This is a genomic window from Pseudonocardia sp. NPDC049154 (assembly GCF_040648315.1).
Taxonomy (GTDB): domain Bacteria; phylum Actinomycetota; class Actinomycetes; order Mycobacteriales; family Pseudonocardiaceae; genus Pseudonocardia.
The window spans coordinates 70,731-86,144 of the sequence record NZ_JBEZDN010000004.1; the positions used below are offsets into that span (position 1 = coordinate 70,731).

The window sequence follows — 15,414 nt, forward strand, 5'->3', positions numbered from 1 at the left end:
GACCCCCACGCCCCCATCCTCCGCTGAACCCCGCCGCGGACCCGTGGCCGGGACCGCGGAGGATCGGGGAGGAAGGACTGTGGGGACCAGGAGAACCAGGCGGGCGGCGGTCGCCGTGCTCGCCGCGGCCGGAGCGGCGGTGCTGTCGTCGTGCGCGGTACCGGGACTACTGCTGACGGCACCGACGCCGGCACCGGTACCCGTCGCGGCGGCACCGGCCGAGCCGCCGGCGGCGCTCGCGCCCTATTACACGCAGGTGCTGGCCTGGGGCCCGTGCCTCCCGCTCGCCGACGACGACCGCGAACGCGAGCTGTTCGGCGCGCCGGGGGTGGAGTGCGCGCGCCTGACCGTGCCGCTCGACTACGCGAAGCCGGAGGGCCGGACCGCGCAGATCGCCGTCCTGCGTGCGGCGGGTGGGGGCGCGAACCACATCGGCTCGCTCGTCCTGAACCCCGGCGGTCCGGGCGGCTCGGGCGTGGAGATGGCGGCGGCCTTCGCGGCGCAGGGGGCGGCCGGCGTGTTCGACATCGTCGGCTTCGACCCGCGGGGGGTCGGGAAGAGCACGCCGACGATCGACTGCACCACCGACGCGGAGTGGGACGCCGCCCGGGCCGAGTCCCTCCGCGACCTCGTCGCCGAGGGGACCGCGGCCGCCGAGGCGCGGGCGCGGCAGGATGCCGAGAACTGCGTCCAGCGCTCCGGCGGCGCCGACGTACTGGCCAACTCCGGCACCCGCGACGTGGCCCGCGACATGGACGTCCTGCGCGCGGCACTGGGCGACGAGAAGCTGACCTACCTGGGCTACTCCTACGGCACCCGGATCGGGGCGACGTACGCGGAGATGTTCCCGCAGAACGTCCGCGCCATGGTGCTCGACGGTGCCGTGGACCCCACGCAGACGGCGGCCGAGGGTGCGATCGCGCAGATGGCCGGCTTCCAGGGCGCCTTCGACACCTACGCCGCGGACTGCACGCGACAGGCCGACTGCCCGCTGGGCACAGATCCCGCACGGGCGACGGCGGAGTTCCAGTCCCTGACCCGGCCGCTGCTCGACCGTCCAGCGCCCGTGTCCGACGGGCGCACCCTCTCCTACTCCGACGCCGTGACCGCTGTGGTCGCCTCGCTCTACAACCCGGCGGCCTGGCCGGGCCTGACGCAGGGCCTCGAGGCCCTGCGCGCCGGTGACGGCACCCCGCTGATGACGGAGGCCGACGGGTACTTCGGCCGCCGTCCGGACGGCAGCTACGGCAACGACCAGGAGGCGCTCATGGTCGTGAACTGCCTCGACGGCGGCCCGATGGCGGGCGAGGCGGAGCGCGCGGAGCTGCAGCGGCGCGCCGCCGAGGCGGCCCCGTTCGCAGACCCCGGCCTGCCGGCCGCGGACGCCGCCCCCGACACCTGCGCGATGCTGCCGGTCACGCCGACCTCGCAGCCGCACCTGCCGCACGCCGAGGGGCTGCCGCCCACCCTGGTGGTCTCGACGACGGGTGACCCGGCCACGCCCTACCAGGCGGGGGTCGACCTGGCCGCGGCGCTGGGCTCGCGGTTGATCACGGTCGAGGGGACCCGGCACACCGCCGTGCTGCAGGGGAACTCCTGCGTGGACTCGGCGGTGGGCGCCTACCTCGTGAAGCTGGAGGTGCCGACCGAGGACCCGCGCTGCCGGTTCGCGGACAGCTGATCGACGAGGGGGCCCGGTGGCAGTTCCCTGCCGCCGGGCCCTCGCGCGTGCTCAGTGACCCCCGGCGGGTTCCTGCGTTCGCGAGAAGTGGTTGAACAGCAGGTTGAGCAGCACGGCGAAGATGGCGCAGGCCGAGATCCCGGACTCGAAGATCGTCGCCAGCCACTCCGGCAGGTGCAGGTAGACCTCGGGCACGGTGATCGGGACGAGCCCGACGCCGATCGACGTCGCCACGATCAGCACGTTCGCGTTCGTGAACTCCACCCGGGACAGCGTCCGGATGCCCGCCGCGGCGACCGAGCCGAACAGCACGATGCCGGCGCCGCCCAGCACCGGCTGGGGGATGGCGTTCATGATCCGGCCGAGCACGGGCAGCAGGCCGAGGACGACGAGGATCCCGCCGCCCGCGGCGACCACGAACCGGGACCGGATGCCGGTGATGGCCACCATGCCGACGTTCTGGGCGAAGGCCGAGATCGGCATGCCGTTGAACACCGGCGAGATCGCCGTCGCCCCCATGTCGGCGCGCAGCCCTGCCGCGATTCCGCTTCCGGTCGACCTTGGTGCCGAGGATCTCGCCGACGGCCAGCAGGTCCGCCGTCGTCTCGGCCATGATCACCAGGATGACGATCGTCATGGAGACGATCACGCCGATCTGGAACTGCGGCGCGCCGAAGTGGAAGGGCTGCGGCAGGGCGAAGACCGGCCCGGTCGCGACGGCGCCCCAGTTCACCCGGCCCATGAGCGTCGCGACGACCGTGCCCACGACCAGGCCCAGCATGACGGCCAGCCGGGACCACAGCCCCTTGCCGAAGCGCGCGATCGCCAGCGTGACCACGAGCGTCAGGAACCCGAGCAGCAGGCTCGTGCCCGAGCCGAAGTTCGGGTTGGGCGCCCCGTTCACCGTGGGGTTCCCGCGGATCCAGCGCAGCGCCACGGGGAACAGCGAGATGCCGATGATCGTGATGACGCAGCCCGTCACGACGGGCGGGAAGAACCGCACGAGGCCCGCGAACAGCGGGGCGATCACGAAGCCGATCACGCCGGCGACGATCACGGCCCCGAAGATCGTGGCCATCCGCGCGGCCGGCGGGACCGACTCCTCGGTGGCGACGGCGGTCATCGTGCCGACCGCGGCGAACGAGACGCCCTGGACCAGCGGCAGCTGCGAGCCGACGTACCTCACGCCGAGCGACTGCAGCAGGGTGCCGAGGCCCGAGACGAACAGTGCGGCGGTGACCAGGAGCGCCTGGTCGGCAGCGGAGAGCCCGGCCGCGCTCGCGACGATGATCGGCGGCGAGACGACCCCGGCGTACATCGCGAGGATGTGCTGCAGGCCGAAGAAGAACGCGGTGCCGACGCGGACCTTCTCGTCCTCCGGCCGGGGCGCCGGGGTCGGGTCGGTGGTGGTGGTGGACGCGTCGGCCCGCTCGTCGGTGCCGGTGTCGGGCGTGGACTCCGTGGGGTCGGCGGCCATCAGATGAAGCCCTTGACGCCGTCCCACGCCCCCGGGGCCGGGGGCGCGTCGTCGCGGACGATCGACGCCTCGATCAGCCCGTAGGGCCGGTCGGCGGCGAACCAGACCTCGTTCGGGTTGTCGAGGCCCCACTTCTCCAGGTCGACCAGGAAGTGGTGCTTGTTGGGCATGGAGAACCGGATCTCCGCGACCTCCGGGTGGGCCGCCAGCGCCGCCTCGCCCATCGTGTACAGCGTCTGCTGCAGCGACAGGCTGTGGGTCTGCGCGAAGCGGTCGAGCAGGATCTGCCGGATCGACGTGAAGGACTTGTCCCAGTCGACGTCCGTGCCGAGGTGGCGCCACCGGGCGGTGACGGCCGTGGCGAGGATCCGGTCGTCCGTCTCGACGAGCGAGGTGTACGGCACGTCCGGGAACCCGTGGAACTCGCTGCCGGTGCTCTTGAGCACCGTCAGCCCGGTGAGCCCGGAGATGACAGTCTCCTCGGCCCCGTGCTTGGTCACCACGCACGTCCGGACCTCGGAGCCGGCCTTCGTGAACGCGTGGTCGTGGGGGCCGCCCTCGGTGGTCGGGATCCGCTCCCAGTGGTCCAGGTTCACCTCCTGCCGCGCGCCCGTGACCTGCGCGAAGCCGTCGACGAAGTACCGGGCCAGGAGCAGCCCGAACGCCTCCGGCGACCCGACGCCGTGCTGCCGGGCGAGCGCGTACACGGTGTTCTTCTGGGTGTCGGTGGCGATCACCTTGCCGTTGTCGCCGGTCAGGTGCGTGTCGGCGAAGTCGCCGATCAGCTGGCTGGTCACGGTGACGTCGGTGATCGCGTGGACCGGCGTCGACCGGTCCACATGCACCATGTGGCACTCCGCCTTGCCGTACTGGTTGTAGCCGAGCGAGATGCCCATTCGTCCTCCGGTGGTCGTGCTGCATGCGTGCTCAGGCCGCGTCGGCGGCAGGCTCCGGCGTGCTGCCGGTCCGGCTCCGGGAGATCGTCCAGTGCAGGACGAACGCCACGGCCGCGCCGATGAACCAGCTGAAGGCGGCGGCCGTCGTCGAGCCGAAGAGCACCACGGCCATGGCGACGACGGCGCCGGCCACGGTCGCGACGATCGCGACCGGGTTGTAGCCCTTGCTGTAGTGGTAGGTGCCGTCCGCCTTCAGCGTGTACAGGTCGTCGACGACGACCCGGCCCTTCTTGATCAGGTAGTAGTCGGCGATCAGGACGCCGTAGAGCGGGCCGATGAAGGCGCCCAGGGTGTCCAGCGTGTAGTGGATGACCTCGGGGCTGGAGTAGAGGTTCCACGGCGTGATCAGCACGGACCCGACGGCGGCGATCATGCCGCCCATCCGCCAGCTGATCTTCCGCGGGTTGACGTTGGAGAAGTCGAAGGCGGGGGACACGAAGTTCGCGACGATGTTGATGCCGATCGTGGCGATCATGAAGGTCAGCGCCCCGAGGACCACGGCGAACGTGCTGTCCAGCTCCGCGACCGTCTCGACCGGGTCGGTGATCAGCCGGCCGAACACCGGCAGGGTGGCGGCCGCGGTGATCACCACGAGCAGGGCGAAGACGATGAAGTTCAGCGGCAGCCCGAGGAAGTTGCCCTTCTTCACGTCCCGGAAGGTCCGGCCGTAGCGGGCGAAGTCGCCGTAGTTGAGCATCGGGCCGGAGAAGTAGGACACGATCAGCGCGATGGCGGTGACCATGACGCCGATGGACTGCCAGCCCGACAGGTCGACCTCGGACAGGTTGAGGTCGATGTTGCTCCAGCCCGCCTCGATCACGAGGTAGCCGGCCAGGAGGAACATGACGACGTAGACGGCCGGGCCGCAGAAGTCGATGAACGTGCGGATGGCCTCCATGCCGCGCCAGAACACCGCGGCCTGCAGCACCCACATGGCGAGGAAGCAGATCCAGCCCAGCAGCGACAGCCCGGCGAAGCCATACTGCCCGACCTCGGCGTACGGGGCGAGCCCGGGCCACAGCTTCAGCGCGACGATGACCAGCGAGTGCGAGGCCAGGTAGGTCTGGATGCCGTACCACGCCACCGCGATCAGGCCGCGGATGATCGCGGGGATGTTGGCGCCGAGCACGCCGAAGGACACGCGGGAGATCACGGGGTACGGCGTGCCCGTGGCCTGCGACGGCTTCGCGACCAGGTTGCAGAGGTAGTAGACGATCGTGATGCCGATCAGCAGCGCGACCAGCACCTGCCAGGCGGCCAGGCCGAGGGCGAACAGCGAGCCGGCGGTGACGTACCCGCCGACGCTGTGCACGTCGGACATCCAGAAGGCGAAGAAGTTGTAGGACTTCCAGCTCTGCTTCTTCAGGGGGGCGAGGTCCTCGTTGGTGAGCCGCTCGTCGTACCCGGCCTTCACCTCGCCCGGCGTGCCGCTCGTGGCGACCGGCGCGTTCCCCGCCGTCGCGTCCACCGACTCCGTCATCTCCCGCTCCGCCCTCCGCCGACCAGAAGTCCAGTGCGGATGACGGTAGGTGGCCCTCGTACCCGAAAGAGGGATACGGCCGCGGAATTCACGAGACCGATGCGTGAGTCAACGCAGTCTCAACATATATCCGCAATCCCGAGCTGGAAATCGCGCAGCAGCCCGGTGTAGGGCTTCGCCGGGGGCCGCGCGAACTCGCCGCGGTCCCCGGTGCGCAGGCCCAGCGCGACGAGCGACTCGACGGTCCGGGTGGCCGCCGCGACGCCGTCGACCACCGGCACCCCGACCGCCGCCGAGATGTGCGCGCACAGGTCCGCCATGCCCGCGCAGCCGAGCACGATCGCGTCCGACCCGTCCTCGGCGACGGCCCGGCGGCACTCCTCGGTGATCCGCTCGCGGGCCCCCGAGGCGGGGTCCTCGAGTTCCAGGACGGGGATCTCGCAGGCGCGCACGCCACGGCAGAAGCGGGCGACGCCGTAGTGTTCCGCCAGGTCCTCGGCCCGCCCGACGGTCCGGCCGAGCGTCGTGACCACGCTGAACCCGCGGCCCAGGTAGCTCGCGGTGCGCATGGCGGCCTCCGCGATCCCGACGACGGGGCCGCGGGCGAGCTCGCGCGCCGCGTCGAGGCCGGGATCGCCGAAGCAGGCGATGACGTAGCCCGCCGAGCCCGCCTCCTCGCCGGCCGCGATCTCGGCCAGCAGCCCGGGGACGGCCAGCGCCTCGTCGTAGTGGCTCTCGATCGACGCGGGGCCGGTGGCGGGGGTGACCGCCCGGACCGTCGTGCCGGGCGACGCGACGGCGGCGGCGGCCTTCCCGATGGTCGCCGTCATCGATTCCGTGGTGTTGGGGTTGATGATCGTGAGCAGCACCGCGGCCCGTCCTTTCCGTGCGCCGGGACTCGGCATCGACGCTAGCCGCTCGGGCGCAATTCCGGGACGCGGGCGGATATATGTGACGACGGCGTGAACGATTTCCCTGAGCCCATTCCGGAAGAGTTCCGGTGGCTCCTGCAATGCTCTGCGGCATGGCAGGCATCAGCACGCACGTCCTCGACGCCGCCCTCGGCCGCCCTGCCGCCGGCGTCGCGGTGACCCTGACCGCGCCGGACGGCACGGTCCACACGGGCACCACGGACACCGACGGGCGGGTCGGCGACCTGTACACCGGCGCGCTCGCGGCCGGCACGTGGACCGCGGTGTTCGCGACCGGCGGCTACCACGCCGCGACCGGGCAGGAGGCCTTCTTCCCCGAGGTCACGATCGCCTTCACCGCCGACCCCGAGAGGGGCCACTATCACGTCCCGCTCCTGCTCTCCCCGTACTCGTACACGACGTACCGCGGCTCCTGACCCCCGTGAGTGGCGATAGTCGCCATAGCAGCTATCGCCACTCACGAGGTGTCAGCGGGCGGCGTTCTTCACGAAGCCCGTCTCGGTGTCCCGCAGGCCCGGGTCGCCGCCCTGCCAGCCGCCGCGGACGTGCCGGCGGACGGTGGCGTCGTCGGTCGCGCGGGCGGCGGAGTGCCAGAGGAACGCGTCGTGCAGGATCACGTCCCCGCGCTCGGCGTAGACCGGGAGCTCGCCGCGGACCTTCTCGAACCCCAGCGGCATCGGGAAGGGCGGCGGGGTGTCGGTGTAGCCGCGGGCCGCCGGGGCGCCCTCGGGGACCACCGCGCCGTTGACGTTCTCGAAGGGCGAGGGCGTGGCCCACAGGTGGCTGCCGGGCACGACGCGGAGGAAGCCGTTGGCCGGGCTGGTGCCGTCGACGTGGATGGTGAAGGCGGTGCCGGGCCAGATGTCCAGGTGTGGCACGGCCTGCCAGTCCGCGTGCCAGCCGATGCGGCTGTAGCCGGACTCCCGGCCCGGCCGCGCGTCCTGGTAGACTACGCCGTTCCGGTTGCGCCAGAAGCCCTCGCCGAGCAGGTCGGCCACCAGTGCCTGCAGCGCGGGCAGGGCCAGCGCCTCCTCGACGCCCGGCGCCAGCTCCTCGACGTGCTCGACGTAGTTGACGAACTTCTCGACCTTGCCCTCGTCGTCGAGGTACTTCGTCGAGCCGTACCGGGGTTCGGCGGTGCCGGCGAGCACGTCCTGCTGGGCGGCCACGCACTCGGTCTCGATCCGCTCGAGCAGCGCGGCCGGGAGCAGGTCGCGGAGGACCACGAAGCCCCAACGGCGGTAGAACTCGGCGGCCGCGGCCGGCTCGTCGGGCGTGTACACGCCGAGATCGGTGAACGCGCCCAGGTCGAGCGTCTGCACGGTGCCTCCACAGGTGTGAACCACTTGGTTCACCGAGCATGACCGGCGCGTCCCGTGCCGCGCAAGACACCACGGTTACGTTCGCGTGAAGGCCGCGATGACCGCCAACGGCATCTGGCGCCGCACCCGCACTCCCGTTGAGCGAACGGCGCTTTCGCTCATTCCTCATGACCGAGAGCGCCGCTCGCTCAGGTCGGATCAGGGGCGGCGGGGGGCGAAGGCGTCGAGCAGCTCCTGCGGCCACTCCGAGCCGGGGGCGCGGGCCGCGCGGAGGGCGCCGTTGATCAGGGCGGGGTCGAGACCCGCGCCGGTGAGGGCGTCCCGCAGGTGCATCGGCGGCAGGGCGTCGAGCCAACGACCGGCCGCGGTCTCCACCCCGCCGTCCGTCAGCTCGCCGTGGGCGCGCAGCCGGGCGAACCCGCCGTCCGGGTAGATGTCGATCTTCAGGTGCGTGACGACGGGGGAGCCCGGCCGGATCCCGAAGCGGTGCGGGGTGTCGGGCCGGACCGTCCGGCGCGGCACGACCGGCGTCCACACCCGCGAGACCAGGGCGTCGGGCGAGATCGGGCCGTCCACCCGGCAGCCGCTGATCTGCACCTCGCCGGGCGCGTTGCCCACGAAGTGGCTGGTGTCGAACTCGATGTCGCGCAACCGGCTCGGCCCCGCCAGCGCGACGATCACCCAGTCGTTCCCGGAGTCCCGGCGCCGCGCCGTCTCCCAGCCCTCGCCCATCGTGCGGGCGGGCCCGGGGAGCAGCAGGTTCGCCGGGGACGAGAAGAACATGTCCGAGCAGGTCATGACGAGCCCGCCGCGGTCCTGCGCGGCCAGGTCCACGGTGCCGTGCAGCAGCCGCGGGTCCACCACCGCCTTGCCGTGGACCCGGAACCGTGCGACGCCGCCGTCGGGGTGGATGGTCAGCCGGACGTGGGTCCAGCGGTGCGGGTTGCGGACGTCGTAGACGTTGGCCCGGTCGCCCTTCGCCGGCGAGCGCGCCACGAGCGTCTCCCACTCGGCGGCGGCCAGCTCCTTCTCGCCGGGGTAGTCCTCCAGCGCGGTGGCCTCGACCGAGATCTCGGGCGGGTAGTTGCCGCGGAAGTACGAGGTGTCGACGACGACGCCGTGCACGATCCCCGGGATCCCCAGCCGGACGATCGCGTGGTCGGAGCCGGGCTCGCGGCGCCGGCGGGTCTCCCAGCCGTCGTAGACCTTGCCGCGGTAGCCGAACTCGCTGCGCGGCTGCACCGGACCGGGCATGACGAGCGCGGCGCGGTCGGCGAAGAAGTCGTCGTTGGCCGCCACGACCGCCCCTCCGAGCCGCCGCGCGGCGAGGTCGGGCAGCCGCACGAAGTCTGCGTCCATGTCGGGCCCGTCGAGGCGGGCCGCGTCCGCGGAACGCGAGCGTGCGGGTCGGGTGTCGGGCCGGGTCATCGGTCTCCTCGTCGCAGCAGTCGGCCGGCCGGTGGGCCGGAGGTGGTGGAGTCGGCGCAGATCGTCGACCCGCGCAGCCAGGTGCTCCGCACGACCCCGGACAGCGCGCGGCCGTCGTACGGGGTGACCGGGTTGCGGTGGGCGAGCCGGTGGGCGTCGACGACGAACGCGTCGTCGGGGGCGAACACGCAGAAGTCGGCGTCGTTGCCCAGCGCGATGCTGCCCTTGTGGGCCAGCCCCGCCAGCCGGGCGGGCCCGGTCGCCATCCACTCGACGACGTCGGCGAGCGTGTGGCCGCGCACCCGCGCCCCGGACCACACCGCGGGCAGCCCGACCTGCAGCGACGCGATGCCGCCCCAAGCCGTGCCGAAGTCGCCGGTGTCGAGGTGCTTGAGGTCCGCGGTGCACGGCGAGTGGTCGCTGACCACGATGTCGATCACGCCGTCGCGCAGGCCCTGCCAGAGCAGCTCGCGGTTCTCGGCCTCCCGGATGGGCGGGCAGCACTTGAACTGCGTGGCACCGTCCGGGACCTCCTCGGCGTCGAAGGTCAGGTAGTGCGGGCAGGTCTCGACGGTCACGCGCACCCCGTCGCGCCGGGCGCTGGCCAGCATCGGCAGGGCGTCGGAGCTGGACAGGTGCAGCACGTGCACCCGCGCCCCGGTCCAGCGGGCCCGCTCGAGCAGCCAGGCGATGGCGAGGTTCTCCGCGCCGCGCGGGCGGGAGGCGAGGAAGTTCGCGTACAGCTCGCCGTGCGGTGTCTCCGCACGATCGATCGCGTCCGAGTCCTCGGCGTGCACGATCAGCTGCGAGCCCATCGCGGCGATCCTCCGGAGGACGCCCTCCAGGTCCTCCGGCGGCAGCGGCCGGAACTCGTCCACCCCGGAGTGCAGCAGGAAGCACTTGAAGCCGAACACGCCGGCGTCGTGCAGGCCGCGGAGCTCGTTCTCGTTGCCGGGCACGGCGCCGCCCCAGAACCCGACGTCGACGTGCGCCTGGGTCTCGGCGGCCTTGCGCTTCACCTCGAGCGCCGCGACGTCGATCGTCGGCGGGATCGAGTTCAGCGGCATGTCGACGATCGTGGTGACCCCGCCGAGCGCAGCCGCCGCGGTCGCGGAGGCGAAGCCCTCCCACTCGGTGCGGCCGGGCTCGTTGACGTGCACGTGCGTGTCGACGAGGCCGGGGAGCAGCACCTCGTCGTCGCCCAGCTCGACGACCTCGGGCGCGGTGAGCGGCGAGTCGTACGGCTCGATCGCGACGATCTCACCGCCCCGGACGCCGACGCACCGGGCCACCTCGCCGTACGCCGTGACCACCCGGCGGGCGCGGAACACCAGGTCCAGCTCGGTCACGGTGCCTCCTCGGCGAGTGCACGAACGGCGGTCCCGCTCGTACCTGGCGAGCGAGCGGGCCGTTTGTGCAGGGTTGCGGCGGTCCAGCCGGGGTGGGCCGCGACGGCCTCGGCGAGGGCCCGCTGCGCGCTCACCGCGTCGGGTCCGACGGCGGTGGCGAGGCTCCCGCGCACGGCGAGCGGGGTGAGCGACCACCAGCTCCCGGCCGCGGCCTCCCCGTCCTCGCCCCAGAGCAGCACCTCGGTGCCCAGCACCCGGCGCCCGGCGAGGTGCGCGGCCGAGCCCTGCAGCACGGCGTCGCCCAGCTCCTGGGTCTGGTGCAGCAGGGGCCTTGTGCGGACGGCGCTCTCGCTCATATCTGGTGAGCGAGAGGGCCGTTCACCGGACTCCTCGATCCGCACCGTGCCCCGGTACCGCCCGCTCGGCTCGCCGGCACGCCCGGCCACCAGCACCTCGCGGGCGCGCAGCCGGGCGGTCGGGTGGAGCCGGGCGTGCAGCAGCGTGTGGTGGTGCGCCCGCGCGGTGACGACGGTGGGCTCGGGCAGGTACTGCACGCTCGCGTCCTCCGCGACGGTGAACCGCAGCGTGAGCGAGCTGGGCCGGTCGGTCCCCGGCAGGGCGACGGCCGCGGCCACCCCGGTGAGGACCAGGTCGGCGCCGGGGCCGACGCGGACGTCGAGCTCGACGTCGTCGCCGGCCAGGGGCGTGCTCGCCGAGCCGACCATGTGGACCGTCACCGCGAGGTCGGCCGCCGCCGCGGTGCCGCGCCGGGGCACGAGCGAGAGCGGGGACTGCGACCGCAGCTCGCGCACGACGGTGCGCCCGCCGGCTCCCCGCTCGACGGTCAGGACGGCCCGGGCGTGCATCTCAGGCGGCCACCCGCGACGACAGCTGCGCCAGGACCCACGACCCGACCTCGCCGGCCGACGGGTCCTCCACCAGCGACTGCGTGATCACCGGCAGCGCGCCCCGGATCCGGCGGGCGTCGCCCGTCATCACGTCCATGTCCGCCCCGACAAGCGGCGCGAGGTCGGTCTTGTTGATCACCAGCAGGTCCGCGGTGGTGACGCCGGGGCCGCCCTTGCGCGGCACCTTGTCGCCGCCCGCGACGTCGACCACGAAGATCTGGGCGTCGACGAGGCCGCGGGAGAACACGGCGGTGAGGTTGTCGCCGCCGGACTCGACGAGCACGAGCTCCAGGCTCTGTCCGTCGCTCGAGGCGAAGCGCTCCTCGAGGGTGTCGATGGCGTCGAGGTTGGCGGTGATGTCGTCCCGGATCGCGGTGTGCGGGCAGCAGCCGGTCTGGACGGCCTCGATCCGCTCCGGGGGAAGCACGGCGTTGCGACGCAGGAAGTCCGCGTCCTCGGTCGTGTAGATGTCGTTCGTCACGACGGCGAGCCGGACCCGCTCGCCGAGGCTGCGCGCGAGCGCGGCGACCAGCGCGGTCTTGCCGGACCCGACGGGCCCGCCGATCCCGATCCGCAGCGCCCGGCCCTGCGCGGGCGGCGCGGCGTGGTGGTCGGGCTCGGACTCGGTGGGGTCGAACGAGATCAGATGGCCGTGACCGTGGCCGTGCTGCGCGGTGGGGTCGCTCATCGGCGTGCTCCGTTCATCGGGGTCAGGAGGCGAACAACCGCAGGCGTCCGCGGTGCTGGTCGACGTGGGCCTGCGCCATGAGGTCGAGCACGGGGGCGCTCGGCGCGGGCAGGTCGGACGGGGGACCGTCGGCCGCCGACACCGCCTCCGCGACGACGGCCTCCAGCGCGGGGCCGAGCCGGACCAGCACGGCGTTGACGGCGAAGGGGTCCAGCCCGAGCAGCCGCACCGCCGCCGACGCGGGCCCGGAGATCGCCAGGTACGCGACGCACCGCGCGGCCTCCCCCGGCGGCTCCCCCGCGACCCCGCACACCGCGCCGACCAGCAGCGGATGGTGGGGGCGCGGGTGCACGGCGACGAGGTCGTCGAGCACGGGCGACGGCCAGGCGGCGCGGACCGCCCGGAGCGTTCCGCGACCCTGCGCCCGGGAGGCCTCCCGCTGGGCCGCGGACGGCGTCCGGGCCTCCAGCTCCGCGTCCAGCTCCGTGAACCGTGCGCGGATCGCGTCGGCGTCGTCGCAGCTCAGCGAGGGTCGTGAGTGGGAAGTGCTGCTAGAGGGGCAGTAGGCACTCACGGGTACGGAGGCCGCGGCGAAGGCAGCCGCGACCAGCCCGGCCGTCCGCAGCCGCCCGAGGAGGAACCCCTCCAGGGACGGGACGTCCGAGACCAGGTCGCGGGAGACCGCCTCCTCCAGCCCGCCGGAGTGCACGTGCCCGCCGCCCGGGAACCGGGCGTCGGCGAGCACGAGGGATGCGAGGCCCGGCATCAGAACAGGAAGTACCGCTGCGCCATCGGCAGCTCGGACACCGGCGCGGGCTCCACGAGCGTCCCGTCGATGCGGACCTCGAAGGAGTCCGGGTCGACCTTCACCGCCGGTGTCGCGTCGTTGAGCAGCATGGACGCCTTGGTGATCGACCGCGTGTCGTCCACCGCCACGGCCCCCTTCGCCAGGCCGGCGAGCGCGCCGGTCCCCAGCGCCACGGACGCCACGAAGTTCAGCGAGGTCGCCGACGCCACCAGCGGCGCCGCCCCGAACTGCGGGCGGGCGAACACCGGCTGCGGGGTGGGGATGGAGGCGTTCGCGTCCCCCATCTGCGCCCACGCGATGAACCCGCCCTTGAGCACGACGTCCGGCCGCACGCCGAAGAACTTCGGCTCCCACAGCACCAGGTCCGCCAGCTTGCCGACCTCGACCGACCCGATCTGCGACGCCATGCCGTGCGCCAGTGCCGGGTTGATCGTGTACTTCGCGACGTACCGCCGGGCGCGCAGGTTGTCCGCGGGCCCCTCGAGTGCGCCCTGGGACTCCTTCATCACGTGCGCCGTCTGCCAGGTCCGGATGATCACCTCGCCGATCCGGCCCATCGCCTGCGAGTCCGAGCTCATCATCGAGATGGCGCCCATGTCGTGCAGCAGGTCCTCGGCGGCGATCGTCGTCGGCCTAATGCGGCTCTCGGCGAAGGCCAGGTCCTCGGGCACCGAGGAGTTGAGGTGGTGGCAGACCATCAGCATGTCGAGGTGCTCGTCGAGCGTGTTGACGGTGTGCGGCCGGGTCGGGTTGGTCGACGACGGCAGCACATGGCCCGTCCCCACCACCTCGATGATGTCCGGCGCGTGCCCGCCGCCCGCGCCCTCGGTGTGGAAGGCGTTGATCGAGCGTCCGGCGATCGCCTCGAGCGTCGACTCGAGGAAGCCGGCCTCGTTGAGCGTGTCGGTGTGGATGGCGGCCTGGACGCCGGACTCCTCGCACACCCGCAGGCAGGCGTCGATCACAGCAGGGGTGGTGCCCCAGTCCTCGTGCAGCTTGAACCCGCCCGCACCCGCGCGCAGCTGCTCCCACAGCGCGTCGGCGCTGGTGGTGTTGCCCTTGCCCATGAGCAGCACGTTGATCGGCAGGTGGTCCAGCGCCTGCAGCATCCGCCTCAGGTTCCGCGGGCCGGGCGTGACGGTGGTGGCCTTGGTGCCCTCGGCCGGTCCGGTGCCGCCGCCGGCCAGCGTGGTGATGCCCGCGGCGAGCGCGGTGTCGACCAGGCCGGGGGTGATGAAGTGGACGTGGGCGTCGATGCCGCCCGCCGTGAGGATCTTGCCGTTGCCGGAGAGGACCTCGGTCGACGGGCCGATCACGAAGTCGACGCCGTCCATCGTGTCCGGGTTGCCGGCCTTGCCGATCCCGGTGATCCGGCCGTCCGTGATCCCGACGTCCGCCTTGACGACGCCCCAGTGGTCGAGGATCACGACGCCGGTGATGACGAGGTCCGGCGCGCCCTCGGCCGAGGTGACGGCGGACTGCCCCATGGACTCGCGGATCACCTTGCCGCCGCCGAAGAGCACCTCGTCGCCCGACGCGGCGCCGCGCGAGCGGTCCTCGGTGACCTCGATCAGCAGGTTCGTGTCGGCGAGCCGGATCCGGTCCCCGGTCGTCGGGCCGAAGAGGTCGGCGTAGCGGCCGCGCTCGATGCTCGTCATCCGCCGTAGTTCCTCTCGGTGGGCTCCGCGGAGCGGGAGTCCAGCTCACCGGCGTACTCGGCGCGCAGGCCCGGGACCTGCCGCTTCCCGGCCAGCGGCACCAGCACGACCTCCTTCTCGACGCCCGGCTCGAACCGCACGCTCGTCCCCGCCGGGATGTCGAGGTGGGTGCCCCAGGCCGCCTCGCGGTCGAATGCCAGGCCGGGGTTGACCGCGGCGAAGTGGAAGTGCGAACCGACCTGCACGGGCCGGTCCCCGGTGTTCGTGACGACGAGCGTGGTCCGCTCCCGCCCCGGGTTCAGCTCCACCGGCTCGTCGCCCGGAATGATCTGGCCGGGGGCCCAGCCCCCGGACGTCGCCCCGCCCGCCATCAGACGATCGGGGAGTGGACGGTGACGAGCTTGGTGCCGTCCGGGAAGGTGGCCTCGACCTGCACCGAGTCGATCATCTCGGGCACGCCCGCGAGCACCTGCTCGCGGCTCAGGACGGTGCGCCCCGAGTCCATGAGCTCGACCACGCTCCGGCCGTCCCGCGCGCCCTCCAGGACGTGATCGGTGATCAACGCCACCGCCTCGGGGTGGTTCAGGCGCAGGCCGCGCGACTGCCGCGCCCGCGCCACGTCCGCGGCGACGTGCACGAGGAGCTTGTCGCGCTCCTGGGGGCTCAGATGCATGGCGACAGTTCTACGGCCCGGATGTTTCCGCACCGTTTCGCGTGACAGATATCC

14 protein-coding genes and 1 pseudogene are annotated in these 15,414 nt (G+C 72.8%); 2 read left to right on the forward strand and 13 right to left on the reverse strand.

What is annotated here, in order from left to right; translation table 11 throughout:
• Nucleotides 1–79 precede the first annotated feature (79 nt).
• Nucleotides 80–1,681, forward strand: coding sequence for an alpha/beta hydrolase (locus AB0B41_RS03970; RefSeq protein ID WP_358198678.1), 1,602 nt, complete (start codon nt 80–82; stop codon nt 1,679–1,681).
• Nucleotides 1,682–1,732: 51 nt separating this feature from the next.
• Here AB0B41_RS03970 and AB0B41_RS03975 read toward each other — a convergent pair.
• The 4 genes and pseudogenes from AB0B41_RS03975 to AB0B41_RS03990 all read right to left on the reverse strand — a co-directional run bounded on the left by AB0B41_RS03975 (nt 1,733) and on the right by AB0B41_RS03990 (nt 6,463).
• A pseudogene (locus AB0B41_RS03975) lies at nt 1,733–3,158 on the reverse strand (nucleobase:cation symporter-2 family protein).
• Nucleotides 3,158–4,054: a factor-independent urate hydroxylase gene (gene pucL, locus AB0B41_RS03980; RefSeq protein ID WP_358198680.1), complete on the reverse strand. Its 897-nt coding sequence runs from the start codon at nt 4,052–4,054 to the stop codon at nt 3,158–3,160. Before pucL ends, AB0B41_RS03975 begins: the two are co-directional and overlap by 1 nt.
• Before the next feature lie 31 nt (nt 4,055–4,085).
• Nucleotides 4,086–5,594 carry an NCS1 family nucleobase:cation symporter-1 gene (locus tag AB0B41_RS03985; protein WP_358198682.1) on the reverse strand — a complete coding sequence of 503 codons (1,509 nt, stop codon included), beginning with the start codon at nt 5,592–5,594 and terminating at the stop codon, nt 4,086–4,088.
• A 119-nt stretch (nt 5,595–5,713) separates the two neighbouring features.
• Nucleotides 5,714–6,463, reverse strand: coding sequence for an aspartate/glutamate racemase family protein (locus AB0B41_RS03990; RefSeq protein WP_358198684.1), 750 nt, complete (start codon nt 6,461–6,463; stop codon nt 5,714–5,716).
• 155 nt (nt 6,464–6,618) lie between these two features.
• Here AB0B41_RS03990 and uraH point away from each other — a divergent pair, with 155 nt between their 5' ends.
• Nucleotides 6,619–6,942 (forward strand): hydroxyisourate hydrolase, encoded by a 324-nt coding sequence (uraH, locus tag AB0B41_RS03995; protein WP_358198686.1) that lies wholly within the window; start codon nt 6,619–6,621, stop codon nt 6,940–6,942.
• Nucleotides 6,943–6,993: 51 nt separating this feature from the next.
• Here the strand turns inward: uraH and AB0B41_RS04000 are convergent, their stop codons facing one another.
• The 9 genes from AB0B41_RS04000 to AB0B41_RS04040 all read right to left on the reverse strand — a co-directional run bounded on the left by AB0B41_RS04000 (nt 6,994) and on the right by AB0B41_RS04040 (nt 15,360).
• Nucleotides 6,994–7,848 (reverse strand): phytanoyl-CoA dioxygenase family protein, encoded by an 855-nt coding sequence (locus AB0B41_RS04000; protein WP_358198688.1) that lies wholly within the window; start codon nt 7,846–7,848, stop codon nt 6,994–6,996.
• 198 nt (nt 7,849–8,046) lie between these two features.
• Complete coding sequence (gene alc / locus AB0B41_RS04005; protein ID WP_358198874.1) at nt 8,047–9,207, reverse strand: allantoicase; 1,161 nt, start codon at nt 9,205–9,207, stop codon at nt 8,047–8,049.
• Nucleotides 9,208–9,272: 65 nt separating this feature from the next.
• Nucleotides 9,273–10,616 (reverse strand): allantoinase AllB, encoded by a 1,344-nt coding sequence (gene allB / locus AB0B41_RS04010; RefSeq protein WP_358198876.1) that lies wholly within the window; start codon nt 10,614–10,616, stop codon nt 9,273–9,275.
• Nucleotides 10,617–10,621: 5 nt separating this feature from the next.
• Complete coding sequence (locus AB0B41_RS04015; RefSeq protein ID WP_358198690.1) at nt 10,622–11,491, reverse strand: urease accessory protein UreD; 870 nt, start codon at nt 11,489–11,491, stop codon at nt 10,622–10,624.
• Nucleotide 11,492: 1 nt separating this feature from the next.
• Complete coding sequence (ureG, locus tag AB0B41_RS04020) at nt 11,493–12,221, reverse strand: urease accessory protein UreG (protein WP_358198692.1); 729 nt, start codon at nt 12,219–12,221, stop codon at nt 11,493–11,495.
• Nucleotides 12,222–12,243: 22 nt separating this feature from the next.
• The gene (locus tag AB0B41_RS04025) at nt 12,244–12,987 is read right to left on the reverse strand and encodes an urease accessory UreF family protein (protein WP_358198694.1); all 744 of its coding nucleotides are present in this window, start codon (nt 12,985–12,987) and stop codon (nt 12,244–12,246) included.
• Nucleotides 12,987–14,687, reverse strand: coding sequence for an urease subunit alpha (locus AB0B41_RS04030; protein ID WP_358198696.1), 1,701 nt, complete (start codon nt 14,685–14,687; stop codon nt 12,987–12,989). The genes AB0B41_RS04025 and AB0B41_RS04030 overlap by 1 nt, the downstream gene beginning before the upstream one ends.
• The gene (locus AB0B41_RS04035; protein ID WP_358198698.1) at nt 14,684–15,058 is read right to left on the reverse strand and encodes an urease subunit beta; all 375 of its coding nucleotides are present in this window, start codon (nt 15,056–15,058) and stop codon (nt 14,684–14,686) included. The genes AB0B41_RS04030 and AB0B41_RS04035 overlap by 4 nt, the downstream gene beginning before the upstream one ends.
• Nucleotides 15,058–15,360 (reverse strand): urease subunit gamma, encoded by a 303-nt coding sequence (locus AB0B41_RS04040; protein WP_358198701.1) that lies wholly within the window; start codon nt 15,358–15,360, stop codon nt 15,058–15,060. Before AB0B41_RS04040 ends, AB0B41_RS04035 begins: the two co-directional genes overlap by 1 nt.
• Nucleotides 15,361–15,414: the final 54 nt, after the last annotated feature.

Bases quoted from the DNA above. Each gene is read 5' to 3' on its own strand.
- pucL (WP_358198680.1), bottom strand. From the start codon at position 4,054: ATGGGCATCTCGCTCGGCTACAACCAGTACGGCAAGGCGGAGTGCCAC.
- AB0B41_RS03985 (WP_358198682.1), bottom strand. From the start codon at position 5,594: ATGACGGAGTCGGTGGACGCGACGGCGGGGAACGCGCCGGTCGCCACG.
- uraH (WP_358198686.1), top strand. From the start codon at position 6,619: ATGGCAGGCATCAGCACGCACGTCCTCGACGCCGCCCTCGGCCGCCCT.
- alc (WP_358198874.1), bottom strand. From the start codon at position 9,207: ATGGACGCAGACTTCGTGCGGCTGCCCGACCTCGCCGCGCGGCGGCTC.
- AB0B41_RS04015 (WP_358198690.1), bottom strand. From the start codon at position 11,491: ATGCACGCCCGGGCCGTCCTGACCGTCGAGCGGGGAGCCGGCGGGCGC.
- ureG (WP_358198692.1), bottom strand. From the start codon at position 12,221: ATGAGCGACCCCACCGCGCAGCACGGCCACGGTCACGGCCATCTGATC.
- AB0B41_RS04025 (WP_358198694.1), bottom strand. From the start codon at position 12,987: ATGCCGGGCCTCGCATCCCTCGTGCTCGCCGACGCCCGGTTCCCGGGC.
- AB0B41_RS04030 (WP_358198696.1), bottom strand. From the start codon at position 14,687: ATGACGAGCATCGAGCGCGGCCGCTACGCCGACCTCTTCGGCCCGACG.
- AB0B41_RS04035 (WP_358198698.1), bottom strand. From the start codon at position 15,058: ATGGCGGGCGGGGCGACGTCCGGGGGCTGGGCCCCCGGCCAGATCATT.
- AB0B41_RS04040 (WP_358198701.1), bottom strand. From the start codon at position 15,360: ATGCATCTGAGCCCCCAGGAGCGCGACAAGCTCCTCGTGCACGTCGCC.